Source organism: Acidisoma silvae (assembly GCF_020618775.1).
Taxonomy (GTDB): Bacteria; Pseudomonadota; Alphaproteobacteria; order Acetobacterales; family Acetobacteraceae; genus Acidisoma; species Acidisoma silvae.
The window spans coordinates 39,990-63,362 of the sequence record NZ_JAESVB010000005.1; the positions used below are offsets into that span (position 1 = coordinate 39,990).

General features: G+C 64.2%; 16 protein-coding genes and 1 tRNA gene. 13 read left to right on the top strand and 4 right to left on the bottom strand.

What is annotated here, in order from left to right:
• Nucleotides 1-45: 45 nt before the first annotated feature.
• Nucleotides 46-801 (bottom strand): response regulator transcription factor, encoded by a 756-nt coding sequence (locus tag ASILVAE211_RS12685; protein WP_227321695.1) that lies wholly within the window; start codon nt 799-801, stop codon nt 46-48.
• Nucleotides 802-1,037: 236 nt separating this feature from the next.
• Complete coding sequence (locus tag ASILVAE211_RS12690; RefSeq protein WP_406566058.1) at nt 1,038-1,532, bottom strand: L,D-transpeptidase family protein; 495 nt, start codon at nt 1,530-1,532, stop codon at nt 1,038-1,040.
• Nucleotides 1,533-1,701: 169 nt separating this feature from the next.
• Between ASILVAE211_RS12690 and ASILVAE211_RS12695 the strand changes: the two genes are divergently transcribed.
• The 13 genes from ASILVAE211_RS12695 (at nt 1,702) to ASILVAE211_RS12755 (ending at nt 19,508) form a co-directional block, all read left to right on the top strand.
• Nucleotides 1,702-3,414 carry a protein kinase domain-containing protein gene (locus ASILVAE211_RS12695; protein WP_227321697.1) on the top strand — a complete coding sequence of 571 codons (1,713 nt, stop codon included), beginning with the start codon at nt 1,702-1,704 and terminating at the stop codon, nt 3,412-3,414.
• A gap of 75 nt (nt 3,415-3,489) precedes the next feature.
• Nucleotides 3,490-3,954 (top strand): GtrA family protein, encoded by a 465-nt coding sequence (locus ASILVAE211_RS12700; RefSeq protein ID WP_227321698.1) that lies wholly within the window; start codon nt 3,490-3,492, stop codon nt 3,952-3,954.
• Nucleotides 3,955-3,976: 22 nt separating this feature from the next.
• Nucleotides 3,977-5,008, top strand: coding sequence for a glycosyltransferase family 2 protein (locus ASILVAE211_RS12705; RefSeq protein ID WP_227321699.1), 1,032 nt, complete (start codon nt 3,977-3,979; stop codon nt 5,006-5,008).
• Nucleotides 5,009-5,056: 48 nt separating this feature from the next.
• Nucleotides 5,057-6,577: an efflux transporter outer membrane subunit gene (locus ASILVAE211_RS12710; protein ID WP_227321700.1), complete on the top strand. Its 1,521-nt coding sequence runs from the start codon at nt 5,057-5,059 to the stop codon at nt 6,575-6,577.
• Nucleotides 6,578-6,585: 8 nt separating this feature from the next.
• On the top strand, nt 6,586-7,803 hold the full coding sequence (locus ASILVAE211_RS12715; RefSeq protein ID WP_227321701.1) for an efflux RND transporter periplasmic adaptor subunit: 1,218 nt from the start codon (nt 6,586-6,588) through the stop codon (nt 7,801-7,803).
• A complete protein-coding gene (locus ASILVAE211_RS12720; RefSeq protein ID WP_227321702.1) occupies nt 7,800-11,039 on the top strand; it encodes an efflux RND transporter permease subunit in 3,240 nt (1,079 codons plus the stop codon). The genes ASILVAE211_RS12715 and ASILVAE211_RS12720 overlap by 4 nt, the downstream gene beginning before the upstream one ends.
• 6 nt (nt 11,040-11,045) lie before the next feature.
• Entirely contained in the window at nt 11,046-14,159 is a 3,114-nt protein-coding gene (locus ASILVAE211_RS12725; protein ID WP_227321703.1) for an efflux RND transporter permease subunit, read from the top strand.
• A gap of 202 nt (nt 14,160-14,361) precedes the next feature.
• Nucleotides 14,362-15,273 (top strand): IclR family transcriptional regulator, encoded by a 912-nt coding sequence (locus tag ASILVAE211_RS12730; RefSeq protein WP_227321704.1) that lies wholly within the window; start codon nt 14,362-14,364, stop codon nt 15,271-15,273.
• Nucleotides 15,274-15,413: 140 nt separating this feature from the next.
• A tRNA-Ser gene (locus ASILVAE211_RS12735) sits at nt 15,414-15,503 on the top strand.
• 691 nt (nt 15,504-16,194) lie between these two features.
• Nucleotides 16,195-16,974, top strand: coding sequence for a COG4705 family protein (locus ASILVAE211_RS12740; protein WP_227321705.1), 780 nt, complete (start codon nt 16,195-16,197; stop codon nt 16,972-16,974).
• 53 nt (nt 16,975-17,027) lie between these two features.
• Nucleotides 17,028-17,435 carry a hypothetical protein gene (locus ASILVAE211_RS12745; RefSeq protein ID WP_227321706.1) on the top strand — a complete coding sequence of 136 codons (408 nt, stop codon included), beginning with the start codon at nt 17,028-17,030 and terminating at the stop codon, nt 17,433-17,435.
• A 37-nt stretch (nt 17,436-17,472) separates the two neighbouring features.
• A complete protein-coding gene (locus ASILVAE211_RS12750; RefSeq protein WP_227321707.1) occupies nt 17,473-18,156 on the top strand; it encodes a winged helix-turn-helix domain-containing protein in 684 nt (227 codons plus the stop codon).
• Nucleotides 18,153-19,508 (top strand): sensor histidine kinase, encoded by a 1,356-nt coding sequence (locus ASILVAE211_RS12755; RefSeq protein ID WP_227321708.1) that lies wholly within the window; start codon nt 18,153-18,155, stop codon nt 19,506-19,508. The genes ASILVAE211_RS12750 and ASILVAE211_RS12755 overlap by 4 nt, the downstream gene beginning before the upstream one ends.
• On the opposite strand, the gene ASILVAE211_RS12760 is transcribed toward ASILVAE211_RS12755, so the two are convergent.
• Both ASILVAE211_RS12760 and efeO read right to left on the bottom strand, forming a co-directional pair.
• Nucleotides 19,460-20,272, bottom strand: coding sequence for a COG4705 family protein (locus tag ASILVAE211_RS12760; protein ID WP_227321709.1), 813 nt, complete (start codon nt 20,270-20,272; stop codon nt 19,460-19,462). The genes ASILVAE211_RS12755 and ASILVAE211_RS12760 overlap by 49 nt on opposite strands.
• 124 nt (nt 20,273-20,396) lie before the next feature.
• Nucleotides 20,397-23,075: an iron uptake system protein EfeO gene (efeO, locus tag ASILVAE211_RS12765; protein ID WP_227321710.1), complete on the bottom strand. Its 2,679-nt coding sequence runs from the start codon at nt 23,073-23,075 to the stop codon at nt 20,397-20,399.
• Nucleotides 23,076-23,373 lie beyond the last annotated feature (298 nt).

Sequence of the window (23,373 nt, forward strand, 5' to 3'; positions counted from 1 at the left end):
CGAGAGCATCTGGCGGGATTGTCGAACGTCCTGTCTGACTGTGCGTCAGCTCGCCTTCGGATCCAGGCGATAGCCGCCGGCTTCCGTGATGAGCAACTGCGAATGGCTGGGATCGGGCTCGATCTTCTGCCGCAGACGATAGATATGCGTCTCCAGGGTATGCGTCGTCACCGCCGCGTTATAGCCCCAGACCTCGTTCAGAAGCACCTGCCGCGCGACCGGCTTGGCGCCCGCGCGATACAGGAACTTCAGGATCGCGGCTTCCTTTTCGGTCAGGCGGATGCGGCGATTTTTGATCGGCTCATGCAGCAGCTTGGTCGCCGGACGAAAGACATAAGGCCCGATGGAAAACACAGCGTCTTCGCTGTTTTCGAACATGCGCAGCTGCGCGCGCAGGCGGGCCATCAGCTCCGACAGACGGAAGGGCTTCGAAACATAGTCATTGGCGCCCGAATCCAGGCCGCGCACGACATCCGTTTCTTCCGCCGAACCGGTCAGCATGATGATCGGCATCTTGAAGCCACGTGCGCGCAACTGCGTGCAGAAATCGCGGCCATCGCCGTCCGGCAGGCTGACATCCATAATAATGGCGTCGAAACGTGCGCCCTGCTTGCTCAAAATCTCATCGGCTTCGGCAACCGTTGCTGCCTCAGCCGCCCAGAATTCGCCATCGACGACAAGCTGCTCCGCCAAAGTCGATCGCAGCGCCAGGTCGTCGTCCACGATCAGGATGGAACGCTCGTCCCCGCTCGGTTTCTCTGCCACTATGACCCTCTCATTCTGCTCAAGCACTTCTGCCATTGACCGTCTCCCTAGTCGTCTGAGAGGTCAGGCGCGACACGGAGGAAGCCCTCTTGGAAGGCGCTTCTCCCGTCAATACTGTTAGACCTTGCCTCACCCACCTCGGCTCTAGGCTCCGATATGGGGGTGCTCACGAGGTTTACTATATTTTGATAAGTATTTCCTGCCGAATGACCGCAACAAATAGCAACGCCTTGCCCGGCGCAGGCCGCTTCACCCGGTTCTGCCCCGCGCCCTCACCCATGAACCTCGATTCCTGTCAGCCCTTTCGCCAAAACGTCACGAAGATGGTCCAGACCGAGCGCGATGCAACCTGCCGTAGGTGCCCGATCCGGCGTCGTCAGATGCAGGAAAATCGCTGATCCCCTGTCAGGCACGACGGGCGAATCGTTCCACCCCAATATCCCGATCACATCATAGACGGCGTCCTGACGCCACAACTCCTCATGCCGGCCGCCGTAAGGCAGCCGCACCATCCGATTATAGGCAGGGTCGCGGCTGTCATCGCACCAGCCGTCACGCGGGCCGATAGGCTCCAACGGCAGGGCGGTGCGGGGCGCGGCCAGACGATCGGCGCGGTAGAGCACACGGCGCAGCGGCAGGAAGCCGACCGGCGTGGCGCCGTCACCCTCCTCCTTCTCACGCCGGATGCCCCCCCGCCCGAAACAGGCCGGATAGCGGTCAGAGCCGAAGGTCAAAAATCCATCTGCGGTGAGAACTGCATGCGACATGAACAAAACGCTAGACTGTGAATGTGGCAGTGTTATGCGCCTACCTCCCTAAACAAATGAATTTCCTCTAAAATTTTGCCAAGGTTTGCCGCCGCTCCTTGCGGCCTCGAAATTGCTAATCGTTAATCGCCGATCGACGATGACCCCTGTTTCGACACCGGAGGTTTTGATGACCCTTGCGGAGAGCATCACCCGCCGGATCGACCTTGCCGGCTGGGTGATGACCGAGACGGTGCTGGACAGCGCGCCTTACAGCGCCGCCGTGGTCACCAGCGGGCCCGATGACGGCGACCCGGCACTTCGGGCCCATCGCGGCATCCTGGCCGCCGTCGCCCAGGAAACGGGGACGCCGGATGCACCCGGCTCCCGCGCGTCCGCCGCGCCGATGGCGATTTCGGGCCTCGTTGAAGGCTATTATAACGCGCGCCCCACCTTCGGACGCGGCCAGGCGCTGGCCCAGGTCTTGGAGGCGCTGAACCGCTGGATGTTCGCGGCCCAGGGTCAGGACGCGACGGAGGCTGGGATGGCGACCTCGCTCTCGGCCCTCGTCTTCAGCGGCAGCCGCGTCGGGCTCATGCAGATCGGCGCCGGGCTGATTCTGCGGGTGCGCGCCGGCGAAGTCATGCGCGTGACCGCGCCGCAATTGCGCCGCCTGAACCCAGACACACTGACTCCGCGCAGGGCGCTGGGCCATGACAGCCGGATCGTGCTGGATTACCAGGAAGATGCGGTTTTGGCGGGCGACCGCTATATTCTGCTCGGCGATATCCGCAGCCCCCAGGGCGAGCGGATCGACGGCAGCGCGCTGCTGGCCCTATGCCGGTCAGGCGCTGATCGGCCGCCGGACCTGCTGGCCCGAGACCTCGCCTGTTTCGCGGCCCCCGCCCCAGGCCGCAGCGTTATCATCCTCGACATCGAAAGCCTGCCCGCGCCCAGCGTGACAGCGATGGAAGCAAGCCTCGCCGATCTGCCGCTGGCGGCCATTCCGCAGACCGGCGAGACGCTGGACGGCTACACCATCGGCCGCAGCCTGCATCGCGGCGCCTATACGCTGCTGAAATATGCGGTCGACACCCGCACGCGCGAGGCGGTGGTGTTGAAATTCCCCCTGCCCGCGATGCTGAACGACCGCGTCTTCCAGGCCGGTTTCGCGCGCGAAAGCTGGATCGGCGCCAGCATCCACAGCCCGGTCATCGGCCGCGTTCTGGCGCCCGAGCCGGGCCGGCGGTCGCAGCTTTATATCGCCATGCCGTATTATGCGGGCGAAACGCTGGAAAGCCGCATCCTGCGCGAGCCGCGCTTCGCGCTGCCGGATATCATGGCCATCGGCCTGCCTTTGATCGAGGCTGTGGAGGATTTGCGCGCCGTGCAGGTTCTGCATCGCGATTTGAAGCCTGAGAATATCATGCTGCCCAATGGCGGCGGGTTGCGGCTGCTGGACCTCGGCCTCGCCTATCTGGCCGGGATGGAAGCCGCTGCCGCGCAGGGCCTGGCCGGCACGCTGCGCTATATGGCGCCGGAAGTGCTGCGCGGCGGCGCGCCGGATGACCGCAGCGAGGTCTATGCGCTCGGCACCATCCTGCACCGTCTGGCCGCTTTCGGCCGCTTTCCCCGCCCTGGCGGCGATATCGCCGGCAGCCTGACGCGCCTGCGGCCGGACCTGCCGGTGCGGCTCTGCACGGCCATCGCGGCGGCGCTCGAGTCTGATCCGGCGCGCAGACCGGCCCATGCCGCCGCATTGGGGATCGCCATGTCAGATTCCATGCAGGATGGCACCGGCAACCGGGTCGCGTCCCGCCGCCTGATCGAACCCCTGATGCTGTGGCGCGGTCTGTCCCTGCTGCTGGGCCTTGCCTTGCTCTGCGCGCTTGCCTTGCGCTGACACTGCCGCGATACCGCCGCAATGCGCGGGCATAGATTGCCGTGATCATCCTGCCATGACCTGGAAGACCGCCCTTTGCCTGACGCGACCACCCTGCCGCGCCCCCCTGCCGATCCGAAGCACAGGCTGAATAGCCTGCTGGACCGGCATGGCCCGCTGGCCCGGCAGATCCTGCAATTCGGCGTCGTCGGCGTCTGCGGCTTTTTGGTCGACAATGCCTTTGTCTATACGGCGCATTTCGTCTTCGGCATGGGCCTGATCCTGGCTGGCCTGCTGTCCTTTTTTGTGGCCGCGACCGCCAATTGGTTCCTCAATCGCGTCTGGACCTTTCGCGGCGCCAGCACCGGGGCCGTGCATCACGAATGGCTGCGCTATCTGGCCACGAATGCGGTCGGCTTCGCGCTGAACCGTGGCGTCTATATCGCGCTGATCGCGACCAGCACCCTCTGCGTGCGGCATCCGGTTATTCCCCTCGCGGCCGGGTCGATCGTGGCGATGGGCATCAATTTCGTGATGTCCCGCCGCGTCGTCTACCGATGACCGAAACCGCCCTTCGTTCGACGTGACGGAAAGCCGCGTCATCGCCGGCCAGCCCCCTGCGGCCGGCAGCTATGACGCGGATATCGTCATCCTGAGCCTGGACCGCGCCGATGAGACCGAGGCGGCGATCCGCTCCGCCCTGGCCCAGACCGGCCTCAGCCGCCATCTCATCATCTTTGACCAGGGTTCGACCCCAGAAACTCTGGCGCGTTTCGCCGACCTGATCGCGGGGCGCTCGGACGCAATTCTGCTCGCCGGCGACCGCAATCTGGGCGTCGCTGGCGGCCGCAATCGCGCCAGCGCCTGCGGCCGGGGCGATGTCATCATCGGCCTCGACAATGATGCGACTTTCGCGACCGCCGCTACGGCGGCGCAGGCCGTCGGCACCCTGCGCGCCGCGCCGGATTGCGCGGTTGTCGCCTTTCGCATTCTGGACGGCGATGGCCACACCGACGATAGCGAGGCCTGGGGCTACCCGGATGCCTTGCGCCCTCGCGCTGCTGAGCGATTCGCCTGCGCAACCTTCGTGGGCGCGGGCCATGCCATCCGCCGCACGGCCTGGAACCAGCTTGGTGGTTACGACCCGGTTTTGATTTTCACCTGGGAGGAATTCGATTTCGCTTTGCGGGCCGTCGCCGCCGGCTGGCGCTTGCTCTATGCCGGGGATATTGCGGTGCATCACAAGCGCGCGACCGCAGGGCGCATGAATTGGGGGGAGAGGCGGTGGTTTTTCTTCGTGCGCAACCGTGTCTATGTCGCCCGGAAATGGCGTCGCGGACCAGCCGGGCAGCTGCCGCTTCTGATCGCTTACCTACTGAAAAGCCTCAGAATTGGCTTGCCCTGCCAGGGTCTGCGCGGGCTCCGCGCCGGTCTGGGCATGGTGCTTCCCGCACCACCCGCGACTCTGGGCCCAGCATCGCAGGATTATCTGTGGGAAACCGATGGGCGCTGGCGCGGGGGGCTTTGGCAAAGGCTCAGGCGTGAGGTATTCGCGGCACTGCCTTCTTCCCGCCAGAGAGATCGCGGACATAGCTCCGTTACAAACCGGCCTTAGGCCCGGGCAATCGGCCCCGGTCATGAACATCGCCGTACAGAGGATTGCGTGATCTTTTCCCACCGCCGCCTGATGCTCGGCCCCATCGGCCTGCTGACCCTTCTTCCCCTGGCCGGATGCGATGTCGGACCCGACTATCATCGGCCGGCGAGCGCCGTGCCGGCGGTCTTCACCGCGCCCGGCGCGCAGAGCGCCTCCGCCACCGGACCGGCGCCGATCTGGCCTTCCGCGACCTGGTGGGAGGGCTTCGGCTCGCCCCAGCTCAACCAGCTGATGGAAGAGGCGAAAGCCCATAACTATACGATCCAGGGCGCCATTGCGGCCGTGGAAGCGGCTGACGGCGCCGTACGGGTGGCCGGCGGGGCCTTGCTGCCGACGCTCAGCACTGCGCCCGGCGTCAACTGGAGCCAGGTCAATACCGGCAGCAGCGGCACCAATGCCGTGGTCAATTCCAACGGCACCATCTCCACCGGCGGCGGCGGCATTACCGATACGCGCACCTATAGCGCCGAGCTGTCGGCCTCCTACGAAATCGACTTCTGGGGCAAGAACCGCGCGACCTTCAATGCGGCGGAGGCGAGCGCCATGTCGGCCCGCTACGCCGCGGAAGTGACGGCGCTGACCGTCGTCTCGGAAGTCGCCGATACCTATTTCGCCGCACTCGCCTATCAGGACCAGCTGCGGGTGGCGCAGGCCAATCTCAAAACCGCCGAGGATCTGCTGAAGGTCGAGCAAGGCCGGCTGGCTGCCGGCTATTCCTCGGTGCTGGACGTCGCACAGCAGGCGGCGCTCGTGGCCGGGCAGCGCGCCGATATCCCGAACCTGATTTCCGAGGAAAAGCAGGAAGTCATCGCGCTGGGCATTCTGGTCGGCCGGCCGCCGGAAGAGATCACGATCGACCCTGGCACGCTGTCCACCCTGACCTCTCCGGCGGTGGTGCCCGGCCTGCCCGTGGAATTGCTGCGCCGCCGCCCGGATGTGGCGGAAGCCGAAGCCACGCTGATATCGGCGGTGGCGACGACGCGCGCCGCCCGTGCCGCCTTGTTCCCCTCCCTCACCCTGTCCGGGTCGATCGGCTGGGAGAACGGTGCCATCGCCGGGCTGATCGCGCCGCAATCGCTGATCATCAATGCTGCCGCCAGCGCGACCCAGACGCTGTTCGACAATGGCGAACTGTCCGGTCAGGTGGCTGAGGATCGCGGTCTCGCAAAGGAAGACGCCGCCTCCTATCAGGAAGCCGTGCTGCAAGCCTATACCGATGTCGAAACGGCGCTGACGCAGGTGAACTACACCCAGCAGCAGCAGGATCTGCAACAGCAGGCCGTGCAGCAGGCGCGGCTGTCCACCACCGTATCCCGTGCGCAGCTCGATGCCGGCACCGCCGATATCACGACGCTGATCACCGCCCAGCAGACGCAGCTCACCGACGAGAATACGCTGGTCACCGTGCAGCTGGCTCGGCTGGAAGCCTATGTCGCGCTGTTCAAGGCGCTGGGCGGCGGCTGGCAGCAAGCCGAACCCGCGACCGCCCATCCCGTGCCCGCCATCAACCCCTCGATCATCCCGTGAGCCTGACCATGACGGACCAAAAGCACGGCCCGCGCCTTGCGCGCGCTCTTCTGCTCTCCCTGCTGGGTGCCACGGCGCTGACACTTATGGTGCCGCAGGCCCATGCCCAGAAGCGCGGCGGCAAAGCCATGCCGAACGACGTGACGCCCGTCACTGTCGTGCCGGTCACGAAACAGGATGTGCCGGTGGTGCTGACCGGCATCGGCACCGTGCAGGCGTCCAATACCGTCACCATCAGCCCGATGGTGACCGGGCCGATCGTCTCGATCAATTTCACCGAAGGGCAGACCGTCAAAAAAGGTGACGTGCTGGCCGTGATCGACCCGCGCACCTATCAGGCGACGCTGGACGAGGATCGCGGCAAGCTGGCGCAGGATCAGGCGACGCTGGCCGGCGCGCTGCGCGATCTGACGCGCTACCGCCAGCTGTCCGGCACGTCCTATATCTCGAAACAGACCGCCGAGGATGAGCAGGCAACGGTCGACGAGACCAAGGCTCTGATCATTCAGGACAAGGCCGCCATCGCCCTGGCCCAGACCAATCTCGACTATTGCACCATCACCGCGCCGGTCGACGGCCGCTTAGGCGTCCGCGACGTCGATATCGGCAATATCGTCTCGGCCGGCAGCAGTTCGGGCATCGTGACGCTGACGACGATCCAGCCCATCGGCGTCGTCTTCACCCTGCCGCAGCAAGACCTGCCCCAGATCATCGACGCGTCCAAGGCGGGCGCCCTGCCCCTGTCCGTCGTGCCGGAAGGCGACGGGTCCGGCCCGGAAGAGACCGGAACGCTCAGCGTCATCGACAATCAGGTCGACAGCTCCACCGGCACGGTGAAGTTGAAAGCCTATTTCCCGAATGCGGACGAGCATCTTTGGCCGGGCGGCTTCGTCACCGCCCATCTGACCGTGCAGGTGCTGAAGGATGCGCTGACGGTGCCGCCGGCCGCCGTGCAGACCGGCCCGACCCAGAGCTTCGTCTATGTTCTGCAAGCGAACAACACGGTGAAGCAGGTCTCCGTCACGCTCGGCCAGCAGAACGAAAAACTGGCCGTCATCCAGAACGGCCTCGCCGCCGGCGACAAGGTCGTGCTGGAAGGCGGATCGCGCCTCAGCGACGGTTCGAAGGTCAAGGTCGTGACGCCCAAAGCGACGACCGGCCAGGCTGACCAGCAGACGGGCGACGCCAGCCCGAAGGGCGCGGATAAGGCGGCGACCGCGCAGTGAGCGTCTCCTCTCCCTTTATCGCTCGCCCCATCGCGACCTCCCTTCTGGCGGTCGCGGTGCTGCTCGCCGGCCTGCTCGGCTATATGGAGCTTCCGGTCTCCTCGCTGCCCGAGGTCGAGTTCCCGACCATCGAAGTGACGACGCAGTTGCCCGGTGCGAGCCCGGATACGATCTCCAAGCTGATCACAGCGCCGCTGGAGCGTCAGTTCGGCGAAATCCAGGGCGTGGTCGGCATGACGTCCACCAGCAGCCAGGGCCTCAGCCAGATCGTCATGCAATTCGCGCTGTCGCGCGATATCGACGATGCCGCGCAGGACGTGCAGGCGGCTATCCAGTCCTCCGCCGGCACCTTGCCGACCTCGCTGCCCTATCCGCCGGTCTATGCCAAGGTGAACCCGGCCGATACGCCGATCGTGACCTTCGCGCTGACGTCCAAGAACGTGCCGCTATACACGATGGCGGATGACGCGGTGACGCTGCTGCAACCAAAGCTCAGCCAGATCAGCGGCGTCGGTCAGGTAACCGTGCTGGGCGGCTTGCGCCAGGCCTTCCGCATTCAGGCCGACCCGGCGCGGCTGGCCGCCTATAGCCTGTCGCTGGAAGACATCCGCACCGCCGTGACGGATGCCAACCAGAACGGGTCCAAGGGCGGGTTCGACGGTCCGTCCCAGGCGGTGACCGTCGGCGCGAATGACCAGCTGGAGACCGCGAAGGACTATTCCGATCTCGTCATCGCCTGGCGCAACAGCGCGCCGGTGCGCTTGCGGGACGTCGCGACCGTCGTGACGTCCATGGAAAACAACCAGACCGATGTCCGCTATAACGGGCAGCCGGCGGTGGTGATTTCCATTCAGCGCCAGCCGGGTGCCAATATCGTCGCGACCGCCGATACCGTGAAGAAGATGCTGCCGCAGCTGGAACAGACGCTGCCCGGCGGCGTCAAGGTCACGCTGGTCAGCGACCGCACGACGACCATCCGCGCCTCCGTCCGCGACGTGCAGTTCACGCTGCTGCTCAGCGTGCTGCTGGTGGTGCTGGTAATCTATCTGTTCCTCGGCTCCGTCCGCGCCACCATCATCCCCGGTCTCGCGCTGCCGCTGTCGCTGATCGGCACCTTCGGCATCATGTATTTCCTGGGTTTCGGCCTCGACAACCTGTCGCTGATGGCGCTGACCATTGCGACCGGCTTCGTGGTCGACGACGCCATCGTCATGATCGAAAACGTGGTGCGCCTGATCGAGGAAGGGCATCCGCCGCTGGAGGCCGCCTATCGCGGCGCGAAGCAGATCGGCTTCACCATCATCTCGCTCACCATTTCGCTCATCGCCGTCTTCATTCCGCTGCTGTTCATGACGGGCGTGGTCGGCAAGCTGTTCAATGAATTCGCCGTTACGTTGTCGGTCGCGGTCATCGTTTCGGCGGTGATTTCGCTGACGCTGACGCCGATGATGTGCGGGCGCATTCTGAAACCGGCTTCCGAGAACAAGCCTGCCTGGCCGGCGCGCATGGCTGAAGCCGGTTTCGCGAAGCTGCTCGGCCTGTATCGCGTCACGCTGATCTGGGTGCTGCGCCGTCAGGCCCTGGTGCTGCTGATCGCGGTCGGCACCCTGGTCGGAACCGTTGTGCTTTACGTGGTCGTGCCCAAGGGCTTCCTGCCGACGCAGGATACCGGGTCGGTCATCGCCATTACCGAGGCGTCGCAGACCGTTTCCATCCCCGCAATGGTCAAGCTGCAAAATCAGGCGGCGGCGGAATTCCGCCATGTCGCGGGCGTCACGAATGTCGTCTCCAATGTCGGCACCGGCACCGATAATGCGACACCCAATTCCGGCCAAATCACCATCACGCTGAAGCCGATCGGCGACCGGCCAGGCGTGGCCGCGATCATCGACAAGCTGCGCGACGCCGTGGCCGATCTGCCGGGCCTTCAAGTCTATTTCGTGCCGGTGCAGGACATCAATCTCGGCACCAGCATCACCCGCACCGCCTATCAGTATCTGCTGACGGATACGGATACGGATGAGCTGAACGCCTTCGTGCCGAAGCTGGTGGACAAGCTGAAAACCCTGCCGGAAATCGCGCATGTCAACAGCGACATTCAGAATGACGGCGCCGGCATCAATATCAATGTCGATCGCGTCCAGGCCGCGCGCCTGGGCGTGAATGTCCAGACCGTGGAAGACATTCTGGACGATGCCTTCGGGCAGCGGCAGATTTCCACCATCTACGGCCAGACCAACCAGTATCGCGTGATCGAGGAAGTGGCCCCGGCCTTCGCCAGCAATCCGGACGTGCTGGACATGCTGTTTTTCCCCGGCAATGTCGAAAGCGGCAGCAGCAGCACGAGTTCCACCACCAATACCTCGAACAGCTCGACCAGCTCCAGCACCTCCGTCGGCTCCGGCGGGTCCAATACCGCCACCGCAACGACCACGGAATCGACCGGCACCAGCACCAGCACGTCGTCCCAGGTGCCGCTGGCCGCCTTCGCCAAGGTGACGCGGACCATCACCCCGCTGGCCATCATGCATGACGAGCAGTTCCCGGCCGCGACCATCGGCTTCGATCTGGCCCCCGGCACGTCACTGGGTCAGGCCGTGCAGGCCATTGCGAAGGCGGAGACGGAACTCGGCGTGCCGTCGACCATCAATGGCAGCTATCAGGGCGACGCCGCCGAATTCAACAGCTCGCTGGCTTCCGAACCCTGGCTGATTCTGGCGGCCGTCGTCGTCATCTACATCGTGCTGGGCGTGCTGTACGAAAGCACCATCCACCCGATCACCATCATCTCCACCCTGCCCTCCGCCGGCATCGGCGCGTTGCTGGCCCTGATGCTGACCGGCAACGACCTCTCCATCGTGGCGCTGGTCGGTGTGGTGCTGCTGATGGGCATCGTGAAGAAGAACGCGATTATGATGATCGACTTCGCGATCGAGGCGCAGGCCGCCCATAAAAAGACCCCGGCCGCCGCCATTCTGGAAGCCTGCCTGCTGCGCTTCCGCCCGATCATGATGACGACCATGGCGGCGCTGCTGGGCGCGCTGCCGCTGATTTTGGAAGGTGGCGCGGGTTCGGAACTGCGCCGGCCGCTGGGCATCACCATCGTCGGCGGCCTCGTGCTCAGCCAGCTGCTGACGCTGTATACGACGCCGGTGATCTATCTGGCCTTCGAGGGGCTGCGCGCCCGCTTCGCGCCCCGCAGTGGCCGCCGCCGCGCGGCAAGCCAGACCGGCTGACCCCGCGTGTCGCTCTCCACCCCCTTCATCCGCCGCCCTGTCGGCACCATGCTGCTGGCGATCGGCCTGCTGATCGCGGGCGCCGTCGCCTATAAATTCCTGCCTGTCGCGTCGCTCCCCAATGTCGATTTGCCGGCGGTCGTCGTCTTCGCGAGCCGTCCGGGCGCCAGCCCCGAGACGATGGCCAATTCCATTGCGGCCCCTTTGGAGCGGCATTTAGGCCAGATACCCGGCATCAATGAACTGACGTCCACCAGCTCGACCGGATCGAGCACCATCATCTGCATCTTCGACGTCAGCCGGAATATCGATGCCGCCGCCGCCGATGTGCAGGGGGCGATCAACGCATCCGAGGCCGATCTGCCGTCGGACCTGCCGAGCGCGCCTTATTACCGCAAGTTCAATCCATCCGACGCGCCGGTGATGACGATTGCGCTGACATCGGACAAGCTGTCCATCGCGCAGATATTCGACTCGGTCGATACGATCCTGGCGCAGCGCCTGGCGCAGGTGAATGGCGTCGCGGAGGTGACGGAAAGCGGTGCCGATAAGCCGGCGGTGCGCGTGCAGCTCAATCCCACGACGACGGCGCTGGCCGGCCTGTCGCCGGAGACGGTGAGCGAAACCATCGGCAATGCCAATGTGGTGCAGCCGACCGGCAGCATCGAGGCCGCGGGCAAGAACTACACGCTGGTCGTCAATAGCCAGCTGAAGGACGCGACCGACTACGGCAATCTGGTCGTCGCCAAAGGCACAGACGGCGTCACGCATCTGCGCGACCTCGGCAATGTCATCAATAGCGTGGCGACGCTGCGGCTGGCGGCCTGGAACCGGCAGCAGCCGGCCATTCTGCTCGATATCACCAAACAGCCCGGCGCCAATGTCATCGACACGGTGGACGGCGTGAAGGCGGTGCTGCCCAGCATCCTGAATCTGATGCCGAGCGGCATTCACACCACCATCCTGACCGACCGCACGACGACGATCCGTGCCAGCGTGGACGATGTGCAGTTCACCCTGCTGGGCACCGTGCTGCTGGTGCTGGCCGTCGTCATCATCTTCCTGCAACGCACGGTGCTGACGATCGCGGCCGGCATCACCATTCCGCTGTCCATCGCCGGCACGCTGGCCGGCATGTGGCTGGAAGGCTTTACGATCGACAATTTCTCGCTTCTCGCGATCACCATCTCGGTCGGCTTCGTGGTCGATGATGCGATCGTCATGATCGAGAATATCCATGCCCATGTGGAACGCGGCATGTCGCCGATGCGCGCCGCCTTGCGCGGTGCCGGGCAGATCGGCTTCACCGTCATGTCCATCACGCTGTCGCTGATCGCGGTCTTCTCGCCCATGTTCCTGATGCCCGGCATCATGGGCAAGCTGTTCCACGAATTCGCTATGACGCTGGTGATCGCCGTCAGCGTCTCGGCGGTGGTGTCGCTGACCGTGACACCGATGATCTGCGCCTGGTTCATGGGCAAGCACCGCCCGGAGACAGCACCGCGCCGCTGGCAACTGGGCCGGCGGCTGGGCGCTGCCTTCGATCGCGGCTTTCAGCACATCGTCAACGGCTATGGCCGCAGCCTGAACTGGGTTCTGCGCCACCGCATCTTTATGAACCTGCTGACGCTCGGCACCATCGTCTTCACGGTCTGGCTTTATGTCATCGTGCCAAAGGGCTTCCTGCCGAACGAGGATACCGGCCTGCTGATGGGCCAGACCATTGCCGCGCCATCGATCTCCTTCAAGGCGATGGAGACGTTGCAGCGCCGCGTCGTCGCCGTCATCCTGAAAGACCCGGCGATTGCCGAAGTAGGATCGCGCATCGGCGTCTCGAACGGCTTTTCCTCGCTCAATCGCGGCACCTTGTTCATCTCGCTGAAGCCCATGAATGAACGGAAAGTCAGTTCCGACGTCGTCATTGCCCGGCTGCGCACCAAGCTGAACCGCATTCCAGGCATCCAGGCCTTTCTGATGCCGCAGGAGGATCTGCGCACCGGCGGCCGGCAGAGCGCCAGCGACTACGATTTCGTGCTCTCGGGCAGCGATCTCACGGAATTGCAGACCTGGGCGCTGAAGCTGGAAGACAAGCTCAAGACCATTCCGCAGCTGACCGATATTTCCAGCGACCAGGACAAGGCCAGCCCGCAGGTCAATATCGTGGTCGACCGCGCCAAGGCGTCGCGCCTGGGCGTGACGATGGAGCAGATCGACGATGCCCTGAACAACGGCTATGCGCAGCGCGAAATCTCGACGATCTATGAGCAGCGCAATCAGTACAAGGTCGTATTGGAAGCGCTGCCGGGATTGCAGATGGATCCGTCGCAGCTCGACCGTGTCTATGTGCCGGGCGGTTCCAACACGCAGGTGCCGCTGTCGGCCTTTTCGCATCTCGAACGATCGACCGCGCCGCTGACCGTGCGCCACCAGGGCCAGTTTCCGGAAGCGACCGTCAGCTTCAGCCTCAAGCCCGGCACGGCGGTGAGTGCCGGGGAGACGATCGTGCAGCAGGCCGTGGCCGATATCTTCATGCCGGCCGATATCCATACCAGCTTCGCCGGCAATGCGCAGTTGTTCCAGCAATCGGCCAATTCCGAACCGATGCTGCTGCTGTCGGCGATCCTGGCGATCTATATCGTGCTCGGCGTGCTGTATGAGAGCCTGACCCAGCCGATCACCATTCTGTCCACCCTGCCCTCCGCCGGCGTCGGCGCGCTGCTGGCGCTGCTGGCGACCCATACGCCGCTGACCATCATCGCCCTGATCGGCATCTTTCTGCTCATGGGCATCGTCAAGAAGAACGCCATTATGCTGGTGGATTTCGCATTGGAGGCCGAGCGGACGCGCGGCCTGGCACCGGTCGACGCCATCAAGGAAGCCTCCGTCGCGCGCTTCCGCCCCATCATCATGACGACTCTGGCGGCGATCCTGGGCGCCGTGCCGCTCGCCTTCTCCTTCGGCATTGGCTACGAATACCGTCGCCCGCTCGGCATTGCCATTATCGGTGGGTTGCTGATTTCGCAGGCCCTGACGCTGTACACGACGCCGGTTCTGTATGTTGCGTTGCAGCATAGGTGGCGGTTTCGCCTCTGGCGTCGGCGGCGCGCCGCGGAAATCTGACCAATGCTGCAGTGCAACATGAATTTCCTAGACGCAAACTAGAATTTTCTAAAGGCACGGCAGCCTGGAGATGAGGTTTCTTGCCCTCGGCTCGTTGTCTCCCTATCTATGCTCAGCTAACGAATAGGTAACCTGGCGGCGTCGCCGGGCGATAAAAAGCCGTGGTTCTGGCTCTGCCGGGATCGGCGGATAGGAGTGAGCCATGGACGGTGCCGTCAATCCATTCTCCGACGAGACCGTCGCCTCGCCGCGATCACGCATGAGCGGACTGCTGCGAGCGACCCAGGTGCTGGACCGTCTGGTGGTGGAGGGTAAGGCGACATCCGCCTATGATCTGGCCAAGGCCATCCGCGCGCCGGTCTCGACCATTTACGGCGTGGTGGACGCTTTGGTGACGGCGGGCTTGCTGGAGCGCGATGCCGCCGGCGCCGTGTGGTTCGGCAGCCGCATGTATCACTATGGTCTGGCCTATGGCCGCAATGTCGACCTGCTGCGCGAAGCGCGCACCGAAATGCGCCGCCTGGCCAATGACCTGGGCGAGACAGTGCAGATTTGCGTCCGTCATGAAGGCTTCGTGGTGATCCAGGATATGGCCGAGGCCTCGCGCAACTTGCGCGTCTCGTCCCGCATCGGCGCCCGCGTGCCGATCAACTGGAGCGTCTCGGGCCGGTTCTTCCTCTCCCATCTGCCGCAGCACGAGCAATTGGAGATTTTCCGCCAGAACGCCGTGCCCTCGGCCACCGGCCGGGCGCCGATCGACCCCGGCCAGTTCGTGGCGCTCTGCGACGAGGCGCGGCGGCTGGGCTATGCCAGCCAGCTCAGCGGCACGGATGAGGGCATCGCCTGTATCGCAGCGCCCATCACCAATGCCTCCGGCATCGTGGAGATGACGATCAGCATCATCATGCCCGAGCTGCGCGTGCGCGAATCCTTCGACACCTATGCCGATGCCGTGCGCGAGGCGACCGCCCGCGTGGAATCCCGCGTCGGCTGGCGGCCTTTCGGACCGATCAGCTTCGGGCACCGCGCGCCCCCCGCTTTGGCGCCTGCAAACCAGGGCGAGGCATCCCCCGCGCCCGAGCCGGCCTATGCCGCCTACGACGTGATGGCCTAGGGGCGGCCCCGCCCAGCTGGCCGCGCCCAGCCGGCGGCGCCTAGCCGGGGGCGCCCAGCCGGCCGGCTGAAACGGCAGGGGAGATTTGCCCCCGCCCGCTTGCGGAAGGCAAAAAACCTTCCTATAAGCCGCTTCCCTGCGGAGAGGTGCCAGAGTGGCCGATCGGGGCGGTCTCGAAAACCGTTGTGCGTGCAAGCGTACCGTGGGTTCGAATCCCACCCTCTCCGCCATAGGGCTGTAGGCTTCCGCTGATAGTGAGCGGTTCAAGCCTAGCCCCGGACGCTCCCCCGAAACGACAGCTCGCCCGCTGAGGCTAGCGTCTTTCAGATAGAGATTGAAGCGATCCGATAGTTGTCATCGCCGGGCGAGGCTGCCCGCGGCATGACGATAGAAGGTGATTCCGACCAGGGATGAAACGCTTTAATTCACAAATTTCTGAAATTACGAGAATTTTCAAACGGTTACAGCCATGGGCGATGACGTGATCTTGAGTTGGTTACAAACCCTTCACATGCTTTAGAGATTTCGCCCTGAGCAAAAAAAAGGCGGTGCCGAAGCACCGCCAAGTTTAGGGAGGAAACGTCCAAGAAAGCAGCGACACGATCCGGGACCGCCGTCGCCGCTGAATACGAAACTAGGCTCCCCACCTCCTTTCGCGCAAGAGTTTTGCGGCATCGCAGCAATCACATTTTGCTGCGATGGCTACTTTTGTGCGGATTTAATGTTGCATTAAGCTTTGGCCTTGCCACCAGGCCGGCGCGGCCGCCCGCCTGACGCAGATTGGCCAATCCCAATCCCCCGGCCGCCTTCCCCCAATCTTCGCCCTGTTAGAAGCCCAGCCCACACCATGCGTTCAACCGGTGTCAGGGCGGCTGCGTCGATGGAGACACCGACCTCGCCCGGTATCTGAAGGGAGAGGCCGTGCAGTCCGGGGCGAAGCTGATGCTCAACAAGGTTCCAGAAATCACCTTGGCTTTCTGGTTCATCAAGATCATGTCGACGACGGTGGGCGAAACCGGGGCCGATTACCTGGCGGTCAATGTCGGCCTGGGCGCCACCGCCACGACGCTGCTGATGGTGGCGCTGCTGGCCGCCGCGCTCATCGCGCAGTTACGCGCGCGCCGTTATGTGCCGGCGATCTACTGGCTGACCGTGGTTCTGGTCAGCGTCGTCGGCACCCAGATTACGGATGCGCTGACCGACGGGCTGAATGTCAGCCTCTATGTCAGTACTGCCGTCTTCGCCGTGGCTCTGGCTGTCACCTTCCTCGCCTGGTTCGCGGTCGAGAAGACGCTGTCCATCCACAGCATCGTCACCCGGCGGCGCGAGCTGTTCTATTGGACGGCCATCCTGTTCACCTTCGCGCTGGGAACGGCATCCGGTGACCTGGCAACGGAAGCGCTCGGCCTCGGCTTCACCCTCGGCGTCGTCATTTTCGGCCTGCTCATCCTGGCGACCGCCGGCGCCTGGTATATCGGCGCGAATGCCGTCCTCACCTTCTGGATTGCCTATATCCTGACGCGCCCGCTTGGCGCCTCCCTCGGCGATCTGCTGTCGCAGTCGCAGACTTATGGTGGCCTCGGCCTTGGTACCATCGTCACCAGCATCGTGTTCCTGGCCATCATCATCGCCCTCGTTGTCCGGCTGACCGTGCAGGACAGCAGACAGCGCGATAGCGACGGGGCCGAAGCCGGCATCTGAGCACGCCCTGAATTGACAGCGCTCCAATCAAAAATTTCCTTCGGAGTAACACAATGTCCTTTTACACGCTGCGTCTTCCGCTTGCCCTTCGCCTCAGCCTGAGCCTGCTTTCCATCGCCGGGCTTGAAGGGGCGATGGTCCCCGCCATGACCGTCACCGCGCAGGCGGCCGCGAGCCTGGGTGACCTATCATCCTTCCGCGCCATCGTCGTCGATGTCAAAACGTTGACCGACAAGGGCGACCTGCATGGCGCCCGCGTCCGCATCAAGGATCTTGAAACGGCCTGGGACGATGCCGAGGCCGGCCTGAAGCCGCGCGACGCGCGCGACTGGCATAAGGTCGATAAGGCGATCGACCATGCGCTGACCGCGCTGCGCGCCAGCCAGCCGGACCAGGCAAGCTGCGAGGCCACACTTGGCGCTTTGTTGCAGGTTATGGATCAAACCGCGCAAAAGGGCTAATCATGCGACAGGATGACACTGGCGAAGGACTACCGGTTTGCGCGTTCTAGTCGTCGAGGATGATGAAGAGACGGCAAGCTTCGTCCTGCGTGGCCTGCGCGAGCACGGCCACCAGGCCGATCACGCGGCGGACGGTCAGGACGGCCTCTTTCAGGCCACCAACGCCGCCTATGACGTCATGGTGGTGGACCGCATGCTGCCGGGCATGGAAGGGCTGAACCTTGTCCGCGCGGTGCGCCGCGCGCATGTGCAGACGCCGGTTCTGTTCCTGACGGCGCTGCGCGGCGTCGGCGACCGCGTGCAGGGGCTGGAGGCGGGCGGCGACGACTATCTCGTCAAACCCTTCGCCTTTGCCGAATTGCTGGCGCGTCTTCAGGCGCTGGCGCGCCGCCCGCCGCTGAAGAATGCGCCGACGTCCTTCCGCGTCGCCGATCTGGAGCTTGACCTGCTGCGGCGCTCCGTCAGCCGCGCCGGACAGCGGGTTGACCTTCAGCCGCGCGAATTTTTGCTTCTGGAATTCCTCATGCGCCATGCCGACCGCGTGGTGACCCGCACCATGCTGCTGGAAGGCGTGTGGGAATTCCACTTCGATCCGAAAACCAATATCGTCGAAAGCCATATGAGCCGATTGCGCTCCAAAATCTCGCATCTCGGCCGGCACCCGGAACTGATCCATACGGTGCGTGGCTCCGGCTACGTCCTGCGCGCGCCCGGCCCTTGAGGCTTATCCGCACGGCGAGTTTCCGCTTCGCGGCGCTCTATGTCCTGCTGTTCGTGGTCTCGGCCGGCATTCTGGGCGGCGCGGTATTTCTGACCGCCCGCCGCAGCCTGCAACAGCAGCTGACGACGAGCGTGACCGCCGATATGGCCTTCTTGCAATCGGAATATGCCCGTGGCGGCCTTCAGCATCTGCGCAGTCTTATCCAGACGCGCGAGCGCGAGCCCGATGCGCCGGATTATATTCTGCAAGCTCCGAGCGGGCAGGTTCTGGCCGGCGAGATCATCCCCCGTTCTGACCTCCATCCCGGTTGGACGGAGCTTGATGCCGCCGAAGAGGGGCTGAACCAGGAGACGCCGGAGCACCTGCGGGCGCTGGTGGTGGACCTGGGCGGCGGCCTGCTGCTGGGCGTGGGCGACGACCTGTCCCGCATCTCGGAAGTCGAGGAAGCCATCGCTTCCGCTTTCGCCTGGGTCGTCGGTCTTGCCGTCATCCTCGGCATCGGCGGCGGCGTCCTGCTGAGCCAGGCCTTTCTGGCGCGCGTGGATGCCATCGGCCGTGCGGCCGAGGCGATCATCGCCGGCGACCTGTCGCATCGCATCCCGACCGGCGGCGACAGCGATTTTGACCGTCTGGCCGGCACGCTGAACCGCATGCTGGACCGCATCAATGCGCTGATGGAAACCTTGCAGCAGGTGAGTTCGGATATCGCGCATGACCTGCGCACGCCCCTCTCCCGCCTCTATCAGAAGCTGGACGGCGCGCGGGAGAATGCGCGCTCCCTCGCCGATTACGAGGCCGCCATCCACGGCGCGCTGCGCGATGCCGAAGCGCTGATGGAGACTTTTTCGGCCCTGCTGCGCATCGCCCAGGTGGAGGGCGCGGCCCGCCGCGCCGCCTTCCGCGATGTTGATCTCTCAGCCGTGGTCGATGCCGTGGCCGACGCCTATCGGCCGGATGCCGAGGATGCCGGCCATGTTATCCTGGTCGAGGCCACCGCCAGCGTAACCGTTCATGGCGACAAGGATCTGCTGACCCAGGCGCTTGCCAATCTGATCGAAAACGGGCTGCGCCACACCCCGGCCGGGACGGTCCTACGGGTGACGCTGTCAGCCGGCAGCGGCACCGGCCCCGTGCTGGCCGTGGCCGATAACGGCCCAGGCGTCGCGCCTGACGATCTGCCGCGCCTGACGCAGCGCTTCTATCGGACGGAGCGCAGCCGCACCACGGCCGGCAATGGGCTGGGCCTCAGCCTTGTGGCCGCCGTGATGGAGTTGCATCGCGGCCGGGTCGATCTGGAAGCGGCTCATCCCGGGCTTGCGGTGCGTCTGATCTTTCCGGCGGAAAAACCCTGACCTTCGGTTTTGTCGCGCGGCGTCCTGGCTGAGTAGGCGACGAGACAAACAATCACGACCGTCAGGATGATCGCCAGATAGCCTTTGGAAAAGCCAAGATCGCCATGGGCGCGCTTGCCGTCGACCCAATCCGCGAAGGAAGCGCCGAGCGGGCGCGTCATGACATAGGAAAACCAGAAGGCGAAGATATCGTTCAGACGGAATTTCCAATGAGCGACAGCGGGCGCCAGAAACAGAACAAGGAAGACAAGACCCGAGACGAAATTGCCCAGGCCCAAGTTATGCGCCGTCCAATCCCCGGCCGCCGTGCCGAAAGCGAAGCTGACGAAGACCGTCGTCCAGTAAAACGCCTCACGTCGTCTTGTGAAAATACTGTGGATCGACAGCGTGCCTTCAGCCGCGCGCCAGCAGACGAACACAATCGCCAGCAGCAGCCCGAAGGCCGCTGTCGTCACCGGATGCGGCACGCCGGCCTTGTGGATGATATCGGCCGCCATGGTGCCGAAGACGGCGATCATGGCCACCACGAACCAATAGGCCCAGGCGTTGAAGCGCTTCAGCGAAAACTGGATCAGAAGTGCTGCAACAAGGCCCGCGAAGGCCAGCCCGACCGCGACCGGCGCGTTGAGATGCACGCCGTAATCCGAAGCGGCCTCGCCCATGGCCGTCGTCAGAAGCTTGATGCCCCAGAAGAGTCCGGTAATGACCGGAACCTTGGAGGCAACGGCGACCCAGGGTGCAGGTTCGGCGGATGACATTTGCATCGGCAATTCCTTCGCTGCCGCACCATCAGGCGGCCCTGCCTTCCGCTAGCGCGATCCCTTGGCCGCGTCACGAATAAAGGCCCGAGATTGAGGATTCCCAATCTCGGGCCTTATACCATCGCCGTCAGTTAGCGCTGGTCGCCGTGCCGGCCGTCGCGACCTTTTCCGCGATCTTGGACAGCGGCTCCTGCAAGGCCTGAATGGCCTTGCTGAGCTTGGCCGCGTCACTGGCTTTCACCTGCGCCGTATACAGCGCGTAGCCACCGGGGATGCTGCGGTCGCGATAGGTGTCGAGCATGGCGATGACCTTGGCGAATTGCGCCTTGACGCGCTCGGTCAGCGCCGGGTCGATTGTCTGCATGCCGGGTTCGAGGAAGGCGAAAGCCTGCTGCGCGCCTTCCACGTCACCCACGAAATCCACCAGATCGATATGGCTGAACGCCTCTTCCTCGCCGGTGATCTTGGTTGTCTGCACCTCCTCCAGCAGGGACGCCGCGCCATTGGCGAGATCTTCCGGCGCGAAGCTGATGGTGCGGACAAGCTTGGCCAGCAAAGCCACATTCGTCTGCAACTCGGCGGCCAGCGCCTTGGTGTGGTCGGTGATCTGGCCGGTCTGGAACAGATCGCGCTCGATGGCGTGGAAGCCGTGCCAGCCGACCTGCGGGTCGAGGTTAGAGGCGCGCATATCAACGAGATAGTCGAGATTGCCGGCATTGTCGGTCGCCTTGAAGCCCGGCAGGATGAAGCCGTTCACATCGGATTCGATGCGCTCGTAGAAAGGTCGCGCCAGCGGATATTCGGCACGCGCCTTGGCCAGATTACCCGCATCGATATCGGCTTCCAGAATGCCGACGGCTGTGAGCATGGCATCCGCCACGCCATTGACGTAGCCGGCATAGCCTTTGGCACCCGCCGCCAGCAGGTCCGCCGTGTTGCCGCCCTGCTGGGCTGCCGCGCGGCCGATGACGGTGAACGTCTGCATTTCCGGATTGGCGCCGGGGCAATAGAGCTGATAGCTGCCGCCGTCGAGCGTCAGGGTCAGTGCCGTGGCCGGCAGGCCGGGGGCCAGATTTTCCTGCTCGCCGATGATGCGGCCTTCGCTGAGCAGTTCCAGCTCCGTCAGGCCCGGGGCGGCCTTGTTCTGCACCGTGAAGGTGATGGGGCCGGCCTTGGCGCTGCTGTGATCCATCACACAGCTTCCGCCCTTATCGGCAGTCAGCGCGATATGGACCTGCGCGACATCATGCGTGACAGGGGCGGTTTGCGCCTGCGCGCGGGATGACAGGGCCAGCCCCGTCAGCGCCGTGGCCAGGCACAGGCCCGCCATCAGCGGATTCGCCAAGCGTGTCATCGACATTTGTTCATTCCTTGATCGGCTTATCCGGCGGAGGGCGAAGATGAAAAATAGGGCAGCGATGACGACAAGACCGACCGGCAGATAGACGGCCCAAAACTGCCGCTCCATCCGTGCCAGGCTGACCGCGTTGAGCGCGTTCTGGACCTGCGAGACATAGGCGTCCGACAGCCGCCATTGGCCCGAATACATGGCCTTGTCCTGCGCCAAAGCGATGATGCGCGGCGGGGAAAGCCCGCTGCCGGAGAGCGTCAGGATCGTGGTCGTGCTGCCCCCGGCATCCAGCAGCACCGCATGCGCCGTGCGAAGATGGATGGACTGGTGTCTGGTCCATGTGGCGGTGAAGGGACCAGGATGAAGGGCGGCATTCAGCCCCACCGGAATGCGGCCGCCGGACAGGGCGACAAGCTGATCCAGCGTCAATGTTGACGGCGCATCCTTCGCCGTCTCCCGCAGAGACAGCCGGATGCTGCCGTCAACCCATTGCGCCGTGCCGATGATGCGCGGCGCATCGCCGTCCATGGTGACGACATCGGCCTGCGCGGGAAGCCGCAGCTGCGGCACGGGATACAGGATCGCCAGGCCTGCCGCGCTGATCAGAAGAATGCCAGCCGCGGCGCATTGCAAACGGACGGTATTGCGCGGCGACGGACAGCGCGACCGTGGCCAATAGATATAAAGTGCCACCGGCAGCAGATAGGCGAGCCAGCCCAGCACCTCGATCAGCCTCGGGTCTGGATAGACGCCCAGCATGCCGGTGATCAGCGCCGACTGGATGGTGCCGGGCGTGATCAGCCAGGAGAGATTGATCACCAGTTGCTGGCCGGCATTCAGCCAGCCCGCTTCATGCGCCGTACGGCAGGCGGCCATCACCAGGCCGGCCGCCACCAGGATCAGGAAAGCGCCGGTGACGCGAAAGAAATTGCCGAGATTGATGCGCACGCCGCCGGCATAGATGCCCCAGCCGATGACAAGCGCCAGCAGCAGGCCCAGCACGGCACCGACAGCGGCCAGGCTGGTGGACTGCGCGGCCGAGAAGGAAGCCAGCAGGAAGACCGATGTCTCAAAACCCTCACGTAGCACAGCCAGAAAGGCCATTGCCGCCAGTGCGAAGGCCCCGGTCTGCGTCAAGGCTTCCGCCGCCTGCGCTTCCAATTCCCGCTTCATGCTGCGGGCATGCTTGTTCATCCAAACGATCATGCCCGTGACGAAAACAAGGGCGATGCCGCCAATGACGGTTTCCATCCCTTCCTGCGCGGCCTGGGGCAAAGCCTGCTCGACCAGATCGAGTGCCGCGCCGACCAGCATCGCCAAAGCCATGGCGAGACCGACGCCGATCCACATCGGTACCAGGCTTTTGCCGTTGTTGCGGAGGAAGGCGGCGATGATACCGATGATCAGCGCGCCTTCCAGCCCTTCGCGCAGGCCGATGACGAAGGTCGCTAACATGCCAGCATCGGTCCTTCATTTTCCATGAGGAACCCATATCGAGGTCCATTCGCAACTGCAAATCAGTCGCGATTAGAGCGTATTTTCAATATTTCCTTATATGATCGATGGATATCGCAATAATTTCCGACCGGAACGACGCCGGCTTTGCAACATTGGGAATATACAATGTAGCGTCAGCTGGAACACTTTGGGTTTGGATTGAAGCGCCTCCCCAACCGTCATGCCCGCGAAAGCGGGCATCTTCTACGCCGCCTAGCCGTGCCAAAGGGAGAAGATTCCCGCCTTCGCGAGAATG